The sequence below is a fragment of the Pseudomonas sp. F-14 TE3623 genome (assembly GCF_053629015.1).
The window spans coordinates 4,261,487-4,282,693 of the sequence record NZ_JBRJHM010000001.1 but is presented as its reverse complement, the minus strand read 5'-3'; the positions used below and the strand labels follow the sequence as shown (position 1 = coordinate 4,282,693).

Genomic DNA, 21,207 nt, shown 5'->3' with positions numbered 1-21,207 from the left:
TGGCTTGCGCCACCCTCGCATTTTTCACGCACGCGACGCCTCAGACGCTGCCGATAACGATGTCGTTGCTAGTTAGAAGATCGACCCCGACCAGGGTGATGGTCGTGACTTGTCCGCCCGTTTCGGTAACCGTCACGATGCTGTCTGCGCCGCTGGTGTCGATCTGGACATCAGCAGTCTGGTCGCCGTTGAGCACCAGAGTGTCTCGCAGTCCGTCCGCATCGAAGCCGGTAATCTGGTACAGGTTCTCATCGAATGACAAGTCGACGTTGAAGGCATCAAGCTCACCGTCCGTGCCCACCAGCGTGTAGTCGAAGGCGCCGGTCAAGTCGTTAGCGAACAGATTGGCGTCAAACGTACTTGATACCGAGTCCCCATCCCTGTCCGTCACCGTCGCGTTGAACGTCAGCTGGATATCGCTGGCCAGACTCGCGGTCTCCTGAATGAACTGGATCACCGGGATCTTGATGTCGCCTCGGCCCATCGTAAGCTGAACAGCATCGATCAGCAGCGAGCCCTCCTGTTCAATGAGGAAGGACACCTGTCCACGGGGCTCTGGCGTCAGGGTGTTCACCTCGATGAGGTCCGAAGTTGAGCCGTCCTCGTAGTAGATCCTGTAGTACAGGTCCTCGGTCGCTGTGTTGTAACCCGCCACGGAGTTGTCGATGAAGACCTTCATGGCCGTCAGCAGGGTTTCCGGATTGACGACGAAACTTTCATCGGTACCGCCGATTGCCACCAGGTTGTCTCCCTGGAGGACGTTATTGGCGACGCCGATGCCGGACGTGCTGACGTTCATGGCCCTCGGGTCGATGTACGAGGGCAGGGGATTGGTCTGTAGCTGGGCTTCGGTGGGGTCGGGTGCTCCAAGCCCGATACCGGTCAGGATGTCCGAAGTCGACGCAGTTGTTTTTACGGAAAAGAACACAACCTCCTCAGATGCCGAAGGAATAGTCGGGTCATTCGTATCTGGAATTAACAATGTGCGCACCGGGTCCGGACCGCCGGCAGCGAGCGAGCCATCGGCACTGCTGAGCACGACCGTTGAACTGAAACCTTGCACCAGATCCAGTACATAGCTGCCATCGTCAAAGGCGCTCAGCGTGTAGTCGATGGTGGTATCCGCCGTGTCGGCGTTGTTGTCGAAATCGCCGGTCAACGTCCCGGCGAATTGGTACGCGCCATTGCCGTCCGGTGAGGGCGATTGCTCGGTGAGTGTGGCGGTCCCGGTCGTGGTGGTGTTGTCTGGCCTGACGAGGGTGAACGGGTTATTCACCGAAATATCCAGACCGTTCGTATCCAGCCCGTCGGCGCCGGCTGAATGACTCCAGTAGCCGGTTTGCGGCAGGACGCTACCGGTCCCGATCAGGTTGCCGAAGGCGAGTGCTGGGCCGTCATCTTCGAAGATGATCTTGGAGCCGATTTCGGCGGTCGTAACAGCAGTTTGGAGCAGTGTGAAACCACCGATGTCAAAATCGGCGTGGGTATTGCCCCTGGCGTCGAGGGCCGCCCCGTTCTCGACGAGCACGCGGTTGTGATCCGAGGCTGTGGTGTATTCAATCTGGTAGCCGGCCAAAACGCCGGTGACGGTTGCAACCCCACCAGAAAAGGTGATGCCAATGGCCGGATCATTCACCGATCCGTCTGAATTCTCGATCACCACCCCGGCGCTGTTGAAGACGCGAACATTGGTGATGGCAACCGGCGTATCGTTCGCATAGCCGTTGATGAAGTTCACGCCAGGTTCAGCAGCGGTGCTGAATGCGCTGATTTTTACCACTGCACTCTTGCCGCTTTGCAACTGCACGACGTCGAAGCTGGCCTTTTTCGCATTGACGACGTCGGTAAAGTCGATGTTGGACTCAACATCTGCTTCGGTCGGACTAAGGTTGGGAATGGTCACATCCTGCCTGGCACCCGTGACGAACGAAAAGCGGATGCCATCCTGTTCCGTAATCATCTGACTGTTGGTGCCGAAGGTGGTCGGGTTAGCCGCCTGGCTGGTAATGATCGTGTCGCCAGTGTTTATATTGGCGCCGCTTGACTCGTCTGCGGGGTCCTTACCGGTGGCGATGATGGTGGGATCCGTGATCCGCAAAACGCCACCGACGTCGACTACTGTCGGGTTCGCCTTCGTGAACATCAGGAAGAGGTTCGCCCCGGAGGGCACACCGGCCAGACTGAATTCCAGGTCCTGACTGGTTCCGATGAACACCTTATCCAGCAGATTGAGCGCATCATCGGGGTTCGTATCATCTGGATGCTGGAGCGGTTGGTACTCCACGGTCCAGATCTTGCCGCCGGAGACCGGTGATCCGGTTTCTTCGATATAGGCCGCGAACACGATCGCGCCGGTTGCGCTCCCGGCTCGGCCCAGGAGAATGTTGTTGTTCGTATCTGTATAGAGAAGGATGCTGGTGCCATCGAGGGTAAACAGTCCGCTGTCCGCGCCATCAAGCGGTGCGCCAGCGCTGTCGACGAAGCTGATATCGGTAATGCTTCCTCCGCCGGTGATGGTGAACGCATTGCTGCCCGTGTTGCCCACGGCACCGTTATAGCCACTCAAGGCCGCACCTGTTGCGGTACCTGCCGCAAGTGCGGTCAAACGGGTAGAGAAGGAAGAGGGCAGGGACGCCACCAGAATGTCGTTGTCGTCAGCGTCTCCCGGAGGGGCTGGAGTGGCGGTGGCGTTCTGTAACCCGGCCGTTTCGTCCAGCGAAACGTCCACGCCAGTGATTCCAATAGCCATGATTTTCTCCTGAGCATGCGGTCATCGAGGCCTGACCGTTGACCTTGGCCGTCACTATGGATAAGCCCCGGGGATTGCGCATCGGCCGATACTCCCAAGCGGAATGGGAGTTTCAGACTACTTGGATGGGGGAACAGCACGAGGGCGTGAAGGAACGGTGCCGCCTATTCCGTTTGTGAATGAGGACATGCCGCAAGGCTCGTCTGGCCTTGGCTCAGGGACCGCAGTGGCCCAATAAAAAAACGGCCTGACCCCTTGTGGGAGCCAAGCCGTCCTGTCTCGCGCGTTTACTCTTCTTAGCGGATCAAAGCACCAAATCTGTCGGTGCCAAGTTAGTAACTCCCACCAGTTCGACCACGACAGGATTTTCGATATCAATCGTCTGGACAGCGGTGAAATCGCTATCTCTATCGACGACCTGGAAATCCAGTTCTAGATCAAGGGTAGCGGGTGTAGTCGTGGTGGTGGAGAAACCAGCATCGATGATCTTCAGCGGATTCGTACTCGTATCCTCCGCAATCGTGTTTCCAGGCCCGACGAGACCACTGACCGGCTGTGCGGAAGTGCTGCTTGCGCCATCGGCACCGACATCGCGATTCAGATTTATCGCGCTGCCCGTAAGGCCAGCATCATTCGAAAGAATCTGAATACCCTTGATGAGCCAGTTATCACCGGTCTGAATGTTGAAATCATTACTTTCAACAATCAATAGAGCATCATTATTGTCCAGGAACGGGTCGTTCGGATCGGCTGGGTCGTTGACGATAAGGGCCTCGTACTTGGTTCCAACAAGATCTGTATTGACCGTATCGTTCTCGTACACATCGCCTTGGTCGACGTAGATGGCACGTGTTGTAGTGATGGAAGGATCATTTGCATCAGCAAGACTGACGATAAGCAAAAGATCATCGCTTTCAGTCTCATATCCATCGAACTTGATAAAGAAATCGGTCGCGTAACTAAAATTGTCGGCGCCCAGATCTCCTTTCGGATCAGTCTGGAAGAAATTGATGTTGGCCGCTTCACCTGCCTGGATCGTATTTCCGGAGACGCCCAGAGCAGTGCTGGACAAGGTTACAGGGGCCAGCGTGCCGCTCACAAGCTCACCATCCGTCACAACAGTATTGCCGTCGGCACTCAGTGGTGCCTCGAAGCCCGTGATCTGGATGAAGAAACCTTCCCCAAGCTTCCCAGTGGCCACATTTGATGGGCCACTGGAAGGGCTCGTACCATCCACGTCATACGTTTCGTATCCAGTGCCTTCGCCCAGCGTGACGTCTTGCGTCGTTTGCAGCGCATCTATCTCGAAGGTATAGGTGTCATTGACTTTGTCAAACACCAGCGTGCCTTCCACCAGTTCAGGATCGGTGGTAGCGTTCCGATCGTGATCGTATTTGAACGACACGTTAAACGTGGCACCGTCGGGATCCTCTGAATCCCAGATGACCGTTGGATCAACGATCGCAACATCGTTCGCCAAGCCAGAGAGGGCGAGTTCGGCAAAATCACTGTCCGCTGCCGAAGAGTAGGTCGGCCCGCGCTTGTCCGCACCTATCGAGTAGGCGAAGTCACCCGAAAAGGTCCATGACGTCGCACCCAAAGTGGGGTCGACATCCTGCACAGGGGCTGTCCCTATAACGGGCGTATCGTCGTCGACGTTGATCCCCAGCGTGCCATCGGCCGTATCGCCATCACCATCGGTCACCCGGTAGTTGATGGTGAACGCCTGGTTGTTCTCGGTCAGGCCTGCCGCATGGAGGATCGGGTTGTTTTGCGTCACCGTGTAGGCGCCCGTTGTTGCGACCATCGTCAGCGTCAGCACCGTGGTCGTGCCCTGTTTGACCAACAGATTGGCGCCGTCGGCCACATAGGTGAAGCCTGTGGGCGCTCCGCTGGTCAGATAGGCCACCGTGCCGGCCCCGTCCTGCCCAAAGTCGTGACCCAGAGTGCCGCTTAGGTTAGCCGAGTCTACATCGTCGTCCGTGCCGCCAGGATTGCCACCCGAGAGCGCATCGTCGTCGAGCAGCACCGTGCTGTTGGCTGACACCCCCGGTCCGTCGTCGTCGAAGTTGATGTCGTCGCCGATGCCGACGCTGTCGGTGCTGGTGTCGCCGTCGCCGTCGGTCACCGTCACCACCGCGTTGATCAGGCCCGCCAGATCAACGCGGTCGTCGTAGGCTGCCGCCGAGCTGCCGGCGGTGGGGTGCTTGAGCGAGACATATTGCGCCACCGCCACATTGCCATCCTGCTGCAGCGCAATCGCGAACGCCGCCGGATCGTCAACCGTGACCGTGCCATTGGCCACGTCATACCGGCCGACAATCAGATCGCCTTCCTTGAACAGTTTGATGTCCTTGCCATCGGTGGTGTCGAGCAGCGAGTCGGTGCCGTCGCCGCCGACAATCGCCAGCGACAGCACTTTCGTTGCACCCTCCTGGTCCTGGCCAAAGCTGCTGAGCGCCGTGGAGACCAACGACGTGGTACTGATCGCGTACTCCGTTGGATTCAAGTCCGTGCCCTTGTTCACCACTTCCGTGTCGAACAGTGCCAGAACCGCCGCCGCGTCGCTGTCGTTATCCTGGTTGCCGGCCGTCTCGTCGATCGTCACCGCGCCGCCGCCATCGGCCACATCCGCGCTCGGCCCGTCGTCGTCAAAGTTGATGTCGTCGCCGATGCCCACACTGTCGGTGCTGGTGTCGCCGTCGCCGTCGGTCACTGTCACCACCGCGTTGATCAGGCCCGCCAGATCGATCCGGTCGTCATAGGCCGCAGCCGAGCTGCCGGCGGTGGGGTGCTTGAGCGAGACATACTGCGCGACCGCCACGTTGCCGTCTTGCTGCAGCGCAATCGCGAACGCCGCTGGATCGTCGGCCGTGACCGTGCCATTGGCCACGTCATAGCGGCCGACAATCAGATCGCCTTCCTTGAACAGAATGATGTTCTTGCCATCAGTGGTATCGAGCAGCGAGTCGGTGCCGTCACCGCCCACAATCGCCAGCGACAGCACTTTCGTCGCACCCGCCGCGTCCTGGCCAAAGCTGCTGAGCGTCGTGGTGGCCAAAGGTGTGGTGCTGATCGCGAACTCCGCTGGATTCAAGTCCGTGCCCTTGTTCGTCACTTCCGTGTCGAACAGCGCCAGAACCGCCGCCAAGTCGCTGTCGTTATCCTGGTTGCCGGCCGTCTCGTCGATCGTCACCGCGCCGGCGCCATCGGCCACGTCTGCGCTTGGCCCGTCGTCGTCGAAGATCATCTTGGAGCCGATTTCGGTTGTCGAAACAGAGGCTTGGACCAGCGTGAAACCACCGATATCAAAATCGGCGTGGTTATTGCCCCTGGCGTCGAGGGCCGCTCCGTTCTCGACGAGCACGCGGTTGTGATCCGACGTCGTGGTGTATTCAATCTGGTAGCCGGCCAAAACGCCGGTGATGGTTGCAACCCCACCAGAAAAGGTAATGCCAATGGCCGGATCATTCACCGATCCGTTTGAATTCTCGATCACCACCCCGGCGCTGTTGAAGACGCGAACATTGGTGATGGCAACTGACGTATCACCCACATAGCCGTTGATGAAGTTCTCGCCGGGTTCAGCAATGGTACTGAATGCGCTGATTTTTACGACGGCACTCTTGCCGCTTTGCAACTGCACGACGTCGAAGCTGGCCATCTTCGCGTTGAAGACGCTGGTAAAGTCGATGTTGGACTCAACATCTGCTTCGGTCGGACTCAGGTTGGGAATGGTCACATCCTGCCTGGCACCCGTGACGAACGAAAAGCGGATGCCGTCCTGTTCCGTAATCATCTGGTTGTTGGTGCCGAAGGTGGTCGGGTTAGCCGCCTGGCTGGTAATGATCGTGTCGCCAGTGTTTATATTGGCGCCGCTTGACTGGTCTGCGGGGTCCTTGCCGGTGGCGATGATGGTGGGATCCGTGATCCGCATAACACCACCGACGTCGACAACTGTCGGGTTCGCCTTCGTGAACATCAGGAAGAGGTTCGCACCGGAGGGCACACCGGCCAGACTGAATTCCAGGTCCTGACTGGCTCCGATGTATACCTTATTCAGCAGATTGAGCGAATCATCGGCGTTCGTAGTCACTGGATGCTTGAGCGGTTGGTACTCCACGGTCCAGATCTTGCCGCCGGAGACCGGTGATCCGGTTTCTTCGATATAGGCCGCGAACACGATCGCGCCGGTCGAGCCACCGGCCCGGCCCAGAACGATGTTGTCGTTGTTCGCATCCGTATAGAGCAAGATGCTGGTGCCGTTGAGGGTATCCAGTCCGCTGTCCACGCCATTGAGCGGTGCGCCAGCGCTGTCGACGAAGCTGATATTGGTAATGCTGGCGCCGGGGTCAGCGGTGACGGTGAACGCATTGCTGCCTGTGTTGCCCACGGCACCGGTATAACCACTCAACGCTGCACCCGTTGCGGTACCTGCCCCCAGTGCGGTCAAACGGGTAGCGAAGGTCGAGGGCAGGGAGGTCACCAGAATGTCGTTGTCGTCAGCGTCTCCCGCAGGGGTTGGAGTGGCGGTGGCATTCTGCAATCCGGCCGTTTCGTCCAGCGAAACGTTCGCGCCGCTCGCCACGACGCTCATAGCGCTGGCCGTAATCGATGAATTTTGCTCAATAGTCATGACTTTTTCCTGGGCAGTTGCGGTCATCTAGGCCTGACCGTTGACCTTTGGTCGCAACTATGGATAAACGCCGGGGATTGCGCATCGACCGATACTCCCAAGCGGGGTGGGAGTTTCAGACTACTTGGGAGGAGGAGATGGAACGGCGCGAAGGAGGGAGTGTCATATTCCGTTTTTAAATTGTTCAGGCCTGAGATAAATCCCAACGAATAAGCGGTCAACGAACAGGCACGTATAGCTCTGTAACTGTCCCTGGCGGAGTGGTCTTCTCGCGTTTAATGATGCGTGTTTAAAGACACTCCGTGTTACTTCCCGAAGGGCTACAAGACCTTGCGCCGTTACCTACGGTTAAGACAGAATCCGCCGGCTTGTGCGCCGATGGCCCGGGCTCTATCGTTTCCCTGTCACTGAAATCAGTGATCGGGTTTGGTAGCCCGGTTTCGTATCACGGCGCATCGCGTCACCTATTATGGTGGTCATGCGCGGGGCCCTTTCGAGGGCGCCGGGAACTGATACGACCGGTCTACCAACCCGCGTATGGCCACCACCTTCGTTTGGTAGCGAGCGTGATGGCTCTTTTTAATAAACTCGTATCAGGAGTTTGATTTATGTTCAAAGTTACACCCAACCCACCGGACACCGATCCGGCATCCCCGTACGAATCCCTCGATTCAAAAAAGCTCAACGAAGCCGCCGAGCGCGCCCTCGATTTTTACCTCAACCCGGCAGCGATCATGAACAACACCCCACGCAAACCCAGCACCATGTACATGGTTGCGCCGGATGTCGACCATGAAGCCTTGCTGGTGCAAACATGCGAGAACCTGGCGTCGGCCAGTGTCATGGCCAGCGACATTGCTGCATTGGTGGAAGGCACCCACCGCAATACCCTGCTGGCGCTTCAGCAGGTCATCATGCTGGGGGAGCTGGCGGTGAATCGAATGCTGGATAACTTCGTTCCGCCTAAGTAATCACTCAGCAAATCGGACCTGTAGGAGCCAGCGGTGCGGCGATCCGACTTACCGCACCGCTGGCTCCTACGAAAAGCGGTTTACTTACGCAGAATCTCGATGGGCGGCTCGATTAACTGCGGTTCGAGCGCACCCGAGGCTGGCACGAAGCGCGGGCCAGTGCTTTCAGGCGTTGCCCGCAATCTCCAGGTGCGCTGCACCTTCGCCAGTTTGGCGACTCCTGATGCCACGGACCAGCGCCGGCAGACCTTCTCCAATTTGAGCGGGTAAAGGGTGAGTTGGTCGCCTTTGAAGTGCATGCGCAGGAAGCATTTGTGGTCGGCGATGCACTGCGAGGAAAAAACCGCCTCGCTATGTAGCCCCCAAAAAGTGTTGCCCATCACCATCCATGCGCCGAACAACAGGCCTCCCAAACTGCCGCCGAGCACCAGCGTCTCCGCCAGGAACAACAAAACCTGGTGCAGGTTTTCTACCTCGAGCTGCAAGTAGTGGATGTTGACACGGCCCATCAGCCACAGCAGTCCGATTGCCAGTCCCAGATGAAGTACCCCGTGAGCCGCTCCAATGGCATAGGCGAGCTTTCGGGTACGCTTGACCCCGGCGGCTGAGAACACTGCGCAACCCAGCACAATGATCACGGCGAACATCACCGACGAAGGACTGTGTGACAGGACCAAGAGCAGGTGTCGCCAAACTTCGCTGATGTTGGGAATAGACGCTTCGAGGTCAGACAACACGTCCATCAGGCTGCGGTTGCCTCGTGCCGGGTGGGGCACCGTGCTGGCGCTTTGTACCATCCAGTCGAACAGCAGGTACAAAATGGCCAGCATGCCGCAGAACGAGCGATTGCGGGTAGGTAGCCGCCATGCCCGGTTACGCAGTTGCTCGGAGGTCTTTTTGTCCGGGTAGACCGCCGCCAGTTCGTAGTGCTGCCGGGTGCCGCCAACGTTGATCGGCTTGGGCGGATCGGGAAGCTGATGTGTGGCATTCAAGAAGGCGCCACCGCCTCCGCAGGTGATGCGCTGCGGCGCCTGGGTGCCAGCTTTTGGCTGGTAGCGCGCGTAGTGGTGCGAGTCTCCGGCCAAGACTACCGCGAGGTGGTCACCCAGGAGTTCCTCGATCTCGCGCAGGCTGCGAAAGCGCGGCGTCTGGGTTTCGATCGAGGGCAAGGCCTTGCTCTCCTCGCGTGCTAGCCGTTCGGCTTCGTCCACCCAACTCGGCTCGGGCGTGCAGAGGATCACGCGATCGCCGGGCTGCAATTTGGCGTGCATCTGCTCGAAGTATTGCTTCTGCTGTCGGTCGATCATGGATTCAAACTGCAGATCCAGGCCCCAGATCCACCAGCCATTGGGCAACTGCAGCACGTAGTAACCGGTGCGCTGGCGGGTTTCCCAAGCGCCGATGGGCTTCTGCTCGCAAAACAGTTGGGAGAAACCGCGCAGACCGTCATACCAATCGTGGTTGCCGGGCGTCGCCAATATCCACGGTGCACCCGGCTGCCGCACGGGCTGGTCCTGGTCATTAGGGCGCTCCTTGGGTACCGGCGCGGGAAATGCGGCGCGGAAGGGGTCCAGGAAACGGGTGCGATAGCCGTTGCGGGCCGGTGTGGGATAGACCTGATCGCCGCCGAGCAGCAGCACGTCGCCGCGCGGCAACGAGAGCTGGTGTTCCGGCAACTCGACAGCATGGCTGACGCACAGCGCCATCGAGTAGGTGGAGTCCCAGCCATCGCCGGTATCGGCCAGATAGTCGATCCACACGTCACCGTCGGCAACCACCTGGATAGGCGGGTTAGAGTCCCGAGGGTTGAGCATGGCCAGCACCTCACGTGGGTCCGCGAAGGCACCCATCGTGGTGGCGACAGCCGTTTGTAAGCCCGTGCGCATTAGCTGCAGCGGGCCTAGCCAGTTGACCATTGCCTCCTGGGTATAAAGCTCGATGCGGCTATTGAGCGTGGGAGAAGGGGTGGAACGGGTCATGGCGAGGGGCGCAGAGTGCGGCGTAGGCGCCTCTCCAGCGCGAAACTCAATCGATTGCTCCTTCATCATCCAGCCTCCATTGCTGTAACGAGTTCAGGTACCTCAAAAGGGTGATCTTTTGTCGGTCGATTCAGAATAGGTCAGTTAGGCGATAGCCGCCGGTTCATAGCCTGAAGGAGAGGCTGTCGTGAACAGTTCCCGAAAACGTTGTCTCTACCGGCCCGATGAGAAAGACAGGCCCCACGCCATCCCATTGAACCGTTACGGTTCCGCCATCACATTCAACCTCAACGCGAGGGTCTAACAAACCACGACGAATTCCGTTAACAGCGGCGCCACACGAGCAGGAACCGGAACCGAGCGCAATACCACCCCCGCGCTCCCAAATGCGCAATCGAATGTGCTTTCGGTTAATGATCTGGACGAAATGCACGTTCGTCTTGAGGGGGAATAGAGGGTTGGTTTCAATGATCGGTCCGATGGTCGCTATATCAACGGCGTTCAGATCATCTACAAAATAGGTGCAGTGCGGATTGCCCATGCTGGTAGCTGCTGGGTCACCCGCCAGTGGTAAAACAGCAGTATCCAGTTCCAGGGCCAGGGGAATATCCGACCAGCCGAAAAGCGGTTCCCCCATGTTGACGGAAATCGCACCGGTTGAGGTTCGTTCACACGTGAGTAGGCCACGATTGGTTCGCAGCGCTATCGAAGTCATATTTGATTCGCGCATCAGCATATCCGCGGCACCGCGCGTTGCGCTGCCACACACATCCAGCGTGGAGCCATCTGCATTCCAGAACATCAAGCGCGCAACGGCATCATCGCAATCGAGCACTACGGCGAGTTGATTGAATCCGACTCCTCGGTTTCGATCACCCAATCGCCGAGCCAAGGTGCTTGTCATTGGATTGGCCGAGTTTCGCAAGTCCACAACAACGAAGTCATCGCCATTGGCGTGCATTTTATGAAAGCTCAGCGGCATCAATAGATCCTGATAACGAGTGAGTTGACGTTCGCATAGAAGCGGACCCGCCAGAATAGCGGGTCCGAAAGGGGGAGATCAGAGTTTCGGCAACTGCCCTATGCGCCCGAACATTTCGGTCACGATCTGCAGGTCCAGCAGGAACTGGTCGACGGTCTTGAACTCGTTGTCGTTGTGGCCGGTGTATTTGACCTCGGGCCTGGCCAGGCCGAACTGCACGCCATTGGGTAGCTCATGGACCGAAGTGGCGCCGGCAGAGGTGCCGAACTTGTGTTCCATGCCGAGGTTTTCGCTGGCCACGGCTAGCAGAGCCTTGACCCATTCACCCTCAGGGTTGCGGTGCATTGGCTCGGCGATCGAGTAGTCGAAGGCCGGCTCAATGTGGGTCTTCTTGCTCCAAGCGCCAATTTTTTCCGCGATTTCGGTCTTGAGCACTTCTGGGGATTTGCCCTTCGGTACGCGCAGATTGACGGCGAGCTTGAAGGCTTTTTCATCCATCCCGACATAGGTCAGGGAGGTGGTCAGCGGTCCCATGAAGTCATCGGAAAAGCCGACCCCCAATTTGCCACCCAGGTAGTCCAGCCCCCAGTTGTCAGCGGCGTAACGGGCGGCGTCGGTAATGTGGTTGTGCTTGAGCGCGACCTTGCCGTCGAGGCTGTTGATGAAGTCCAGCATTCTTGCCACCGGGTTGACGCCTGACTCGGGCTCGGAGGAGTGGGCGGATACGCCGGTGACCGTCAGCAAGACGTCCTTGCCGACGACCTTGGCGATCACCTCGAAGTTGCCACCATTGCGCTTGGCATAATCGCTACCTGCCTTCTGCAGGCTGGCGGCCAATTCAGCGGGCTTGTCAGTCACCAGGGTGGCGACTGACGTCGATGGGATCTGATTGGTTGCCAGGCCGCCGGTCATTGAGATGATTTCGGCGCCATTGCCTTCTGCCTTACGCCGGGCAAAGTTCGCCATGACAGTGCCGTAGCCTTTCTCGGCAATCACCACCGGGTAGCCGCCATCCAGCGCCAGGTTGTAGTTGGGTGTCGGGTTGTGTTCGAAGTAATAGGGGATGGCGTCGCCGGTGGTTTCTTCAGTGGTGTCTACCAGCAGCTTGAAATTCCTGGCTAGCGGCAGCTTCTCTTCCTTGATGATCTTCATGGCGTAGAGCGCCACCACAATGCCGTTCTTGTCATCCTCGGTGCCCCGGCCATACAGGCGGTCGCCGACCAGGGTGACCTTGAACGGATCGAGTCGGGTGCCGTCCTTCAGGACCCAGTTCTCTGGTGTCACGGGCACCACATCGGCATGCGCGTGAATGCCTACGACTTCGTCGCCGTTGCCTGCGAGGGAGATTTCATAGACCCGGTTGTCGATGTTGCGAAAGTTCAGGTTGAAGGCCTGGGCAAGGCCCTTGAGCTTGTCGGCGATCTTGATGAATTCGGGATTGTCGTGCTGAGCAACGCCGTCCACGCGGAAGGTCGGGATTGCCACCAGTTCGCGCAGGGTCTCAGTGGCAGCACTGCCGTATTTCACCCGTGCATAGAGGCCAAGCAGGCGATGGATCTCGTTCTGCTGTTCAGGGGTAAGGGTCTTGTTGCTCTGGAAGGCACTGATTGCCGGGCCGAGGTCGTTGGTTTTGGCAAGGTCGCTCTTGGCCAGGCGACTCAGGAACTGCCGGAAATCGGTTACCGATGCGTCACTGAAAGTCTTGAGGATGGTGGCGCTCTGTTGCGGGGTGATGTTGGCGTGCGCTGACGTGGTGAACGACGAAAGGCTGGCCAGCATCAGGGTTGTCGCGGCCAGGTGCTTGAGTGATAAATCCATTGTTGGGCATTCCTTTGCAGGCGGTTTGTGAGAAATTTCTGGTCGATTAGTCAGAAATGTTTCCAAATTAACATGCCCAGAGGCACCTACCAACGCAACACGAAGGCATTTTTCGCGCCCGGATGGATGCTGCTGCCCAAGCGTGCGCACTCGCGAGAAAGGGTGTCGTGCAGCCATTGACGGTCATCCCCTTCGGCGCGAGAGAGGCGAAAGCGACAGAGGCGGGTGGGTATCAGGTCCAGCGACTGCAAATGCCCGCTCGGTTCCAGCGAGGCAAAGTACAGAAGCCCCAGGTCGCCGCGAAAATCTGTGTGGCCCTCGATGCCTTCATAATCGTTCAGCAGATCACCGCAGCCATAAAGAATCAGGCGTTCGCGGTACACCTCGATGCCCTTGATGTGGTGCGAGGAATGTCCGTGCACCAGGTCAACTCCAGCCTCGTCGATCAAGGCATGGGCGAACCGGACTTGTTCGCGCGGGATATCGAACCCCCAGTTGCCGCCCCAATGAATGGAGGCGACCACCAGATCCCCCGGTTTTTTGCTCTCGAGAATCCGTTTGGCCACAGGACGCAGGCTTTGCATCGTCAGATCTTCCAGCCGCGCCACGCCCGCGCGCCTATCCGTGGCGGCCCAGTCCGACGGAATGCCGCTGTCGGGCGCGCCGAGGCCAAACACCAGCAAGCGCCGCCCGCCAGGCTGTGGCAGCACGGCGGGTGCTTCGGCAGATTGTCGGTTGTGGCCGGCACCGGCGCTGCACATGCCGTTGCTCGACAAGGTGTCCAGCGTATCGGCCAGGCCGGCTGCTCCCCAGTCCAGCACATGGTTGTTGGCCAGCACGCAACAGTCGATGCCGGCTGCGCTGATGGCCGGGAAGTTCTCCGGGGTCATGCGGTAATTGATGCCCTTTGGCTCTGGTCGTCCACGGCGGGACACCGCCGTTTCCAGATTGATGATGCGTGCGTGTGGCTGGCGAAGTTCAAACTCATCCAGCGCAGCGCCCCAGACATAGGTGAAATCGACGGGGAGGGGAATCGGGCCATTGAGTCTTTCCGCCAGCCGGACGTAAACGCCGGCATTCTTGACGTAGTCTTCGTAAAGCCGCGGATCGCCAGGATGCGGCAGTACTGAATCGATGCCGCGGGCGGTCATGACATCGCCTGCGAGAAACAGCGTCAGTGTATCGGTAACAGTTGCCATGGCACCCTCCAGGATCAGGAGTAAGCATCTGTTTTAAAACAAATATATTTTTGTGTTGGCCTTCCCAGACGAAGCGAAAGTTGATAAATTCCCGCCCGTTCTTGCAGAGGCCCTTACAGGGGGCTTGTAGCGCAAGGACTCAGCATCTCGATGTTGCTCGCAGCAACAGATACAGGGGCGTCGCCAAGCGGTAAGGCAGCAGGTTTTGATCCTGCCATGCGTTGGTTCGAATCCAGCCGCCCCTGCCATTTTCCTTATACTCATCCAAGTATGGCCTCCGCCGGCAGGTAGTGCGGAAGTCCCGGATGATTGTCTTTACAGAAAACGCCAACGCCGATCCGGCCCGGCGTTTTTTTATGCCTGTAAATTCCTCTTGGTCACACCTTTAACATTCAGCCGTCTTGCGAGCGCAGCGAGCGCGGCGCCGTAGCGGCGCGCTCGCAAGTCACTCAGTGGGGCGCGCGAGGGATGGTCTTGAGCAGGTCTTCAGGGCTGATGTGGCCGACGACTTGCTGCACCACGCTGCCCGGTTGAGGCAGGTCGAGGATGTGCCCCTTCATCTTGCCGATCACGTGCATCTCACAAGGCTTGCAGTCGAACTTCAGCGTCAGCACCTAATCACCGTGCACCAGTTGCATCGGCGCGACCTTGGTGCGCACGCCGGTGACGCCCTTGGCCTGCTTGGGGCAGAGGTTGAAGGAGAAACGCAGGCAGTGCTTGGTGATCATCACCGGCACCTCGCCGGTCTCCTCGTGAGCCTCATAGGCCGCGTCGATCAGCTTGACGCCGTGACGGTGATAGAAGTCGCGGGCTTTCTGGTTGTAGACGTTGGCGAGGAACGACAGATGCGACTCCGGGTACACCGGAGGCGGCTCGGTTTCGGCCTTGCGACCACCTCGTGGGTGGGCTTTGATGCGGGCTGCGGTCAACGCTTCGATGACTTCTCGGCGCAAGGCCTTGAGCTGCGAGTTGGGGATGAAATACGCCTGCGGTGCATCCAGCTCGATCGCCGTGGCGTGGTACTGCGTGGTGCCCAGTTGGCCGAGCAGGTCGTGCAGTTGCTCCAGGGCCTGTTCCGGCTTGTTGGCCAGACCGAATGGACCGTCCAGGGCAACACTGGCGCTGACACCTTCCTCGCTGGTGGCGGTCAGCTCCAGGCGATCCTCACGCAGGCGAGCGACCCAGGCAAGACCCACCCGGCGCTCGGCGGAGGTCTTGACCAGGGCCTGTTGCCAGTTGTGGTCAAGGTTGCGGCTCAGCGGGTGATTCGGGCGCAGCTGGTGCAACCCCTTCGGCATCTCATTGGGCTCCACGCGATAGCGGTAGCGCTTTTCCCCGTCCTCTTCGAACTCGCCCTTCGGCTCGGCGATGTTGGTGCGCCAGCCCACCACTTCACGCTTGACCAGCACGTTTAGACCGTCGCCGTTGGACAGCGGTTCGTGGGTGACTACCAGCAGGTCGCGCTTGCCGACTTTCTCCACCACGCCCACCGGCAGGCCGGTGAAGGTGGGTGTGTCGAAGGCGCCGATGTCGATCTTGCGATCGCTGACGAAGTAATCGGTGCTGCCGCGGTGGAAGGTCTTTTCCGGATCGGGCACGAAGAAATGCGCGGTGCGGCCGCTGGATGCGCGGGCCAGGTCCGGGCGATCTTCGAGGACCTCGTCCAGGCGCTGGCGATACCAGGCGGTGATGTTCTTCACATAGCCCATGTCTTTGTAGCGTCCCTCGATCTTGAACGAGCGCACGCCGGCTTCAACCAGCGCGCGGATGTTGGCGCTCTGGTTGTTGTCCTTCATCGACAGCAGGTGTTTTTCGTAAGCGATCACACCGCCTTTTTCATCCTTGAGGGTGTACGGCAAGCGGCAAGCCTGGGAGCAGTCGCCACGGTTGGCGCTGCGGCCGGTCTGCGCGTGGGAGATGTTGCACTGGCCGGAGAATGCCACGCACAGCGCACCGTGGATGAAGAACTCGATCGCCGCATCGGTTTCGTCGGCGATCGCGCGGATTTCCTGGAGGTTCAGCTCGCGGGCCAGTACCAATTGGGAGAAGCCGGCCTGGTCGAGGAACTTCGCCCGCGCCAGGGTGCGGATGTCGGTCTGGGTGCTGGCGTGCAGTTCGATCGGCGGGATGTCCAGTTCCATCACGCCCAGGTCCTGGACGATCAGCGCGTCGACACCGGCATCGTACAGTTGGTGGATCAGCTTGCGGGCCGGCTCCAGCTCGTTGTCGTGCAGGATCGTGTTGATGGTGGTGAACACCCGGGCGTGGTAGCGACGGGCGAATTCCACCAATTGGGCGATATCGCTCACCTCGTTACAGGCGTTGTGGCGAGCGCCGAAGCTCGGGCCCCCGATGTACACGGCGTCGGCGCCATGCAGGATGGCCTCGCGGGCGATGGCCACGTCGCGGGCGGGGCTGAGCAGTTCCAAGTGATGTTTGGGTAGGGACATTTTTTTTAGTCTGGCTTGTCACGGTCAAGGTGCGCATTGTAGCGGCGAAACGTTTGACCGGCACCCGTGTGGTGCCCGATGGCGAGCGGGGCCGCCGGATGAAGCTGTGGCTAGCCCCTGCCAGGCATGTCGATGTCATGTTGATGCACCCGTCGATACAGCGTTGCCCGGGAGATGCCCAAAGCCTTGGCCGCGGCAGTGGGTTTCCAGCGATGACGCACGAGGGCATCGATGAGTGCCTGGCGTTCCGGGCTGGCGCAGTGTTCCACGGTGTCAGCTGAAGCCGGATCATTGAGTCGATGGCCGAGCAGTTGCTCAGGCAAGTCACTCAACAGAATCAAATGGGTCTCGCACACCGCGCAGGCGTAACGCAGCACGTGCCGCAGTTCGCGCACATTTCCCGGCCAGCGATAGCCGAGCAGGCATTCCAGTGCGGCGCTTCCCAGTTGCATCTCCATTGCGCAGCTCGACGATTCTTCTTCGAGTATCCGGTTGATCAAGGCCAGTCGATCACTGCGTTCGCGCAACGGCGGCAATTGGAATCGCGCGCCACTGAGGCGAAAGTACAGGTCCTCGCGAAACTCACCAGAGGTCACCCGTGCTTCCAGATCGCGGTGGCTTGCGCAGACGACCTGAATGTCGATCGCTTTGCTTCGTGACGCCCCCAGGGGCGCCACTTCGCCCTCGGCTAAAACCCGCAACAGACGGGTTTGCAGAGGCAGAGGCATATCGCCGATTTCATCGAGAAACAGAGTGCCGCCATCGGCCTGTTCCAGCAGACCTCGCATACCTTTATTCGATGCACCGGTGAAGGCGCCGGCCACATAACCGAACAGCTCGCTTTCGATCAGGTTTTCGGGAATCGCTGCGCAGTTCACCGCGATAAAAGGCCGCTCACGGCGCAGACTAGCCTGATGCAACTGGCGGGCGAAGACTTCCTTGCCAGAACCGGTTTCACCCTGGATCAGCACGGGTAAATTGCGATCTTTGACCCGCACCGCAAGGCGCAGGCTTTCTTCCAGTCGCGGGTCGAGTTCGGCGGGTGACAGCACCCGGCGCGCAGGGTTGCGTTTGACCCGCCGTGGCGCGCTGAGTCGTCCATGCAAGGCATGACGGCCACCTTGGCCGTGAAGCAGGCAGAGCGATTCGTCCCTGGCCCGATGCAATAACTGCTGATCGAACACTTGGTCGATGTGTTCCGGCAGCTGGCCAAAGCTTTGCAACAGCCACTGCCGCGCCGCGGGGTTCAGCGCCTGCAGTCTTCCGTCATCGTCCCAGGCGAGCAGGTAATCGGGTTGGCTGTCGACATAGCCCGGGCTGTTGTGGGCCCGCAGCACCCAGTAACCCTGGGCACTGCTCATGAAAAACGCTTGTTCTATTTCCCGTGCGCTCTGCACCACCATCTGCCGGATCAGGTGTTGCGAACGACGGTCGTCCGGAGAGCGCACCGCGGACACATCGAGCACCCCGAGCAGTTCGCCCCGAGGGTCGAAGACTGGCGCTGCAGAGCAGGTGAGTCCGATAAAGGCGGCGCGGAAGTGATCTCGCTTATGCACCGTGACCGGTGTTCGTGCGGTCAGCACCGCGGCCACCCCACAGGTGCCTTCCTCGCCTTCAGACCAGCAGGTGCCCAGGTACAGACCGGCTTTGCGGCAGTCATTGCGGATCGAGGTTTCCACGCGGTAGTCGATGGTCTGGCCCTGGGCATCGGTGAGCAACACGCAGTAGTCGGCATCGCGCACGCGACCGTGGAGGCGGGCGACTTCTTCGCTGGCGATGCGCAGGAACAGTTCGGAGCGTTCTCGACATTCCTTCAGCACATTCTGCGAAAGGATCCGTGGCCCTTGTAATGAGCCGGGGTCCAGGTGGTGTTGCTCCATGGAGCGACGCCAGGAGTCCAATATCAAGTCCGACACAGGCAGTTGCGGCAGGTGCGCTGCGTTCTTCAAAACACGGCTGACGCAATCCACGTGCGCCTTCGAGTGTGCGGAAAGCATTTAAGGTCTCCGGTTCGATCTTCTTTTAGTTGTGCGGCTATTAAGCGCCGTTCATCGATGGTCGACAAGCGTCGATTCACTCACGGCGAAGGTGAGACGCGACGTCTCAAGGTCTCACCACAAACCCGTGCAGGCTGACATGAAACGTCTCAATCGAGCGTAATTCCAACCCTCATAGGCTCAGGTCATGGCCGCTCTGGAACAGGCGTTCTGGCGCTTTTGTGCGGATCTGGCACCGGCCTTGCTCTAGCCCCTGCAACCAGTGCGACTGGCAACCCGATAATAAAAAGAGGTGCCCTATGTTCTCCTGCCGAGGCCTTTTCCTTGTTCTACCTGTGGGGGTGACATGAGTCGCTTGCCCCTGACCGTCGGCATCATTGCCAACCCGGCGTCCGGCCGGGACGTACGGCGCCTGACGGCGAATGCCGGGCTATTTTCCAGTACCGACAAGGTCTCGGTGATCCAACGGTTGCTGGCGGCTTTTGGCGCCACCGGTGTCGAGCGGGTGCTGATGCCCACCGACATGACCGGCATCGCCGCTGCGGTGTTGAAGAACAGTCGTGGCCGCCAGGCGCGTGACAGCCACTGGCCAACCCTGGAGTTCCTGGACCTTACCTTGCGCCAGAGCGTGGCGGACACTCGCCAGGCCGCGCGCTGGATGGCTGAACGCGGCGTGTCGCTGATCGCCGTGCTCGGCGGTGACGGCACCCACAAAGCGGTGGCCGCAGAAGTCGGCGACATTCCACTGCTGACCCTGTCCACGGGCACCAACAATGCCTTCCCGGAACTGCGTGAAGCCACCAGCGCCGGGTTGGCCGGCGGGCTATTCGCCAGCGGGCGGATTCCACCCGAAATCGCTTTGCGCCGCAATAAACGCCTGCTGGTGCGGATTCCGAGCCGCGACCTGTGCGAAGTGGCATTGGTGGACGTGGCGGTGTCCTCGTTGCCCTTTATCGGCGCCCGTGCAATCAGCCGTGGGATCGATCTGGCGGAGGTGTTTGTGACCTTCGCCGAGCCTCAGTCCATTGGCATCTCGGCCCTCTGTGGCTTGTGGTTTCCGGTGTCGCGCCAAGCCCCCAACGGCGCCTGGATGCGCCTTGATCCGCACTCTTGCGAAGCCTTGCTGGTGCCACTGGCGCCCGGCCTGTTGCAAGGCTGCGGCGTGCTCGCCGCCGCTAGCCTTGAACCCGGCGTTGCCCATCGTCTGTGCCTGAGCAACGGCACCCTGGCCCTGGATGGCGAGCGGGAGATCGAATTCAGCGCCCATGACTTACCCACCGTTACCCTCGATGCCGGCGGTCCGTTGAGCATCGATGTCAATGCGGCGCTGGCCTATGCAGCGCAAGAGCGGCTGCTGGCCATCGGCCGTGAACATCCGCAACACCCTCTGAACCTTGAGTATCAAGACACCCTGGAGAATAAAAATGTCGACACAACTGACCGCTGATCAATTGCTGCATGCCTATCGGGTGATGCGCACCATCCGCGTTTTTGAAGAGCGCTTGCACGTGGAGTTCGCCACCGGCGAGATTCCCGGTTTCGTCCATCTTTATGCCGGCGAAGAAGCCTCGGCCGCCGGTGTCATGGCTCACCTGGGGGATGATGATTGCATCGCATCCAACCACCGAGGCCACGGTCATTGCATCGCCAAGGGCGTTGATGTGTACGGGATGATGGCCGAGATCTACGGCAAGAAAACCGGGGTCTGTCAGGGCAAGGGCGGCTCCATGCACATTGCCGATTTCGAGAAGGGCATGCTCGGCGCCAACGGCATCGTCGGTGCCGGTGCACCACTGGTGGTCGGGGCGGCCCTGGCAGCCAAGCTCAAAGGGACCGACGGTGTCGCCGTGGTGTTCTTCGGCGATGGCGGCTCCAACGAAGGGGCCGTGTTTGAAGCGATGAACATGGCCTCGGTGTGGAACCTGCCATGCCTGTTCATTGCCGAGAACAACGGCTACGCCGAGGCCACGGCCTCCAACTGGTCCGTGGCTTGCGATCACATCGCCGACCGCGCAGCCGGCTTCGGCATGCCCGGGGTCACCGTCGATGGCTTTGACTTTTTTGCTGTTCACGAAGCCGCCGGTGCCGCAGTGGAGCGGGCCCGCGCCGGTGAAGGACCGTCGCTGATCGAGGTCAAGCTGACCCGCTACTACGGCCACTTCGAGGGCGACGCCCAGACCTATCGGGCACCGGACGAGGTCAAGTATTTCCGCGAGCACAACGACTGCCTGATGCAGTTTCGCGAACGCACCACGCGCACTGGTTTGATTGATGCCAGCCAGTTGGACCAGATCGATAGCGAAGTGGACCTGCTGATCGAAAATGCCGTGCGCAAGGCCAAGTCCGACCCCAAGCCGAGCGCGGCCGACCTGCTCACCGACGTCTACGTTTCCTATCCCTGAACGCCCCCTATAACAAGAATCGAG

10 protein-coding genes, 1 tRNA gene and 1 pseudogene are annotated in these 21,207 nt (G+C 59.7%); 4 read left to right on the top strand and 8 right to left on the bottom strand.

The window, feature by feature from the left end:
- Positions 1 to 40 precede the first annotated feature (40 nt).
- Complete coding sequence (locus tag AB7M29_RS19815; RefSeq protein WP_454247633.1) at positions 41 to 2,749, bottom strand: DUF5801 repeats-in-toxin domain-containing protein; 2,709 nt, start codon at positions 2,747 to 2,749, stop codon at positions 41 to 43.
- Between the two features lie 304 nt (positions 2,750 to 3,053).
- Positions 3,054 to 7,385: a beta strand repeat-containing protein gene (locus tag AB7M29_RS19810; protein ID WP_454247632.1), complete on the bottom strand. Its 4,332-nt coding sequence runs from the start codon at positions 7,383 to 7,385 to the stop codon at positions 3,054 to 3,056.
- 608 nt (positions 7,386 to 7,993) lie between these two features.
- Here AB7M29_RS19810 and AB7M29_RS19805 point away from each other — a divergent pair.
- A complete protein-coding gene (locus tag AB7M29_RS19805) occupies positions 7,994 to 8,356 on the top strand; it encodes a DUF6124 family protein (protein ID WP_454247631.1) in 363 nt (120 codons plus the stop codon).
- An 80-nt stretch (positions 8,357 to 8,436) separates the two neighbouring features.
- Here the strand turns inward: AB7M29_RS19805 and AB7M29_RS19800 are convergent, their stop codons facing one another.
- The 4 genes from AB7M29_RS19800 to AB7M29_RS19785 form a co-directional block, all read right to left on the bottom strand.
- The gene (locus AB7M29_RS19800) at positions 8,437 to 10,401 is read right to left on the bottom strand and encodes a preprotein translocase subunit YajC (protein WP_454248738.1); all 1,965 of its coding nucleotides are present in this window, start codon (positions 10,399 to 10,401) and stop codon (positions 8,437 to 8,439) included.
- Between the two features lie 97 nt (positions 10,402 to 10,498).
- On the bottom strand, positions 10,499 to 11,317 hold the full coding sequence (gene dapF / locus AB7M29_RS19795) for a diaminopimelate epimerase (RefSeq protein ID WP_454247630.1): 819 nt from the start codon (positions 11,315 to 11,317) through the stop codon (positions 10,499 to 10,501).
- A gap of 78 nt (positions 11,318 to 11,395) precedes the next feature.
- Complete coding sequence (locus tag AB7M29_RS19790; protein ID WP_454247629.1) at positions 11,396 to 13,135, bottom strand: dipeptidase; 1,740 nt, start codon at positions 13,133 to 13,135, stop codon at positions 11,396 to 11,398.
- Between the two features lie 86 nt (positions 13,136 to 13,221).
- Complete coding sequence (locus AB7M29_RS19785) at positions 13,222 to 14,334, bottom strand: CapA family protein (protein ID WP_217856134.1); 1,113 nt, start codon at positions 14,332 to 14,334, stop codon at positions 13,222 to 13,224.
- A gap of 173 nt (positions 14,335 to 14,507) precedes the next feature.
- Between AB7M29_RS19785 and AB7M29_RS19780 the strand changes: the two genes are divergently transcribed.
- Positions 14,508 to 14,582, top strand: a tRNA-Gln gene (locus tag AB7M29_RS19780).
- Positions 14,583 to 14,783: 201 nt separating this feature from the next.
- Here AB7M29_RS19780 and AB7M29_RS19775 read toward each other — a convergent pair.
- Both AB7M29_RS19775 and AB7M29_RS19770 read right to left on the bottom strand, forming a co-directional pair.
- A pseudogene (locus AB7M29_RS19775) lies at positions 14,784 to 16,784 on the bottom strand (peptidase U32 family protein).
- 110 nt (positions 16,785 to 16,894) lie between these two features.
- On the bottom strand, positions 16,895 to 18,781 hold the full coding sequence (locus AB7M29_RS19770) for a sigma-54-dependent Fis family transcriptional regulator (RefSeq protein ID WP_454247628.1): 1,887 nt from the start codon (positions 18,779 to 18,781) through the stop codon (positions 16,895 to 16,897).
- Positions 18,782 to 19,127: 346 nt separating this feature from the next.
- On the opposite strand from AB7M29_RS19770, the gene AB7M29_RS19765 reads away from it, so the two are divergent.
- Positions 19,128 to 20,228: an ATP-NAD kinase family protein gene (locus AB7M29_RS19765; RefSeq protein ID WP_454247627.1), complete on the top strand. Its 1,101-nt coding sequence runs from the start codon at positions 19,128 to 19,130 to the stop codon at positions 20,226 to 20,228.
- Entirely contained in the window at positions 20,206 to 21,183 is a 978-nt protein-coding gene (locus AB7M29_RS19760; protein WP_123721745.1) for a thiamine pyrophosphate-dependent dehydrogenase E1 component subunit alpha, read from the top strand. Before AB7M29_RS19765 ends, AB7M29_RS19760 begins: the two co-directional genes overlap by 23 nt.
- Positions 21,184 to 21,207 lie beyond the last annotated feature (24 nt).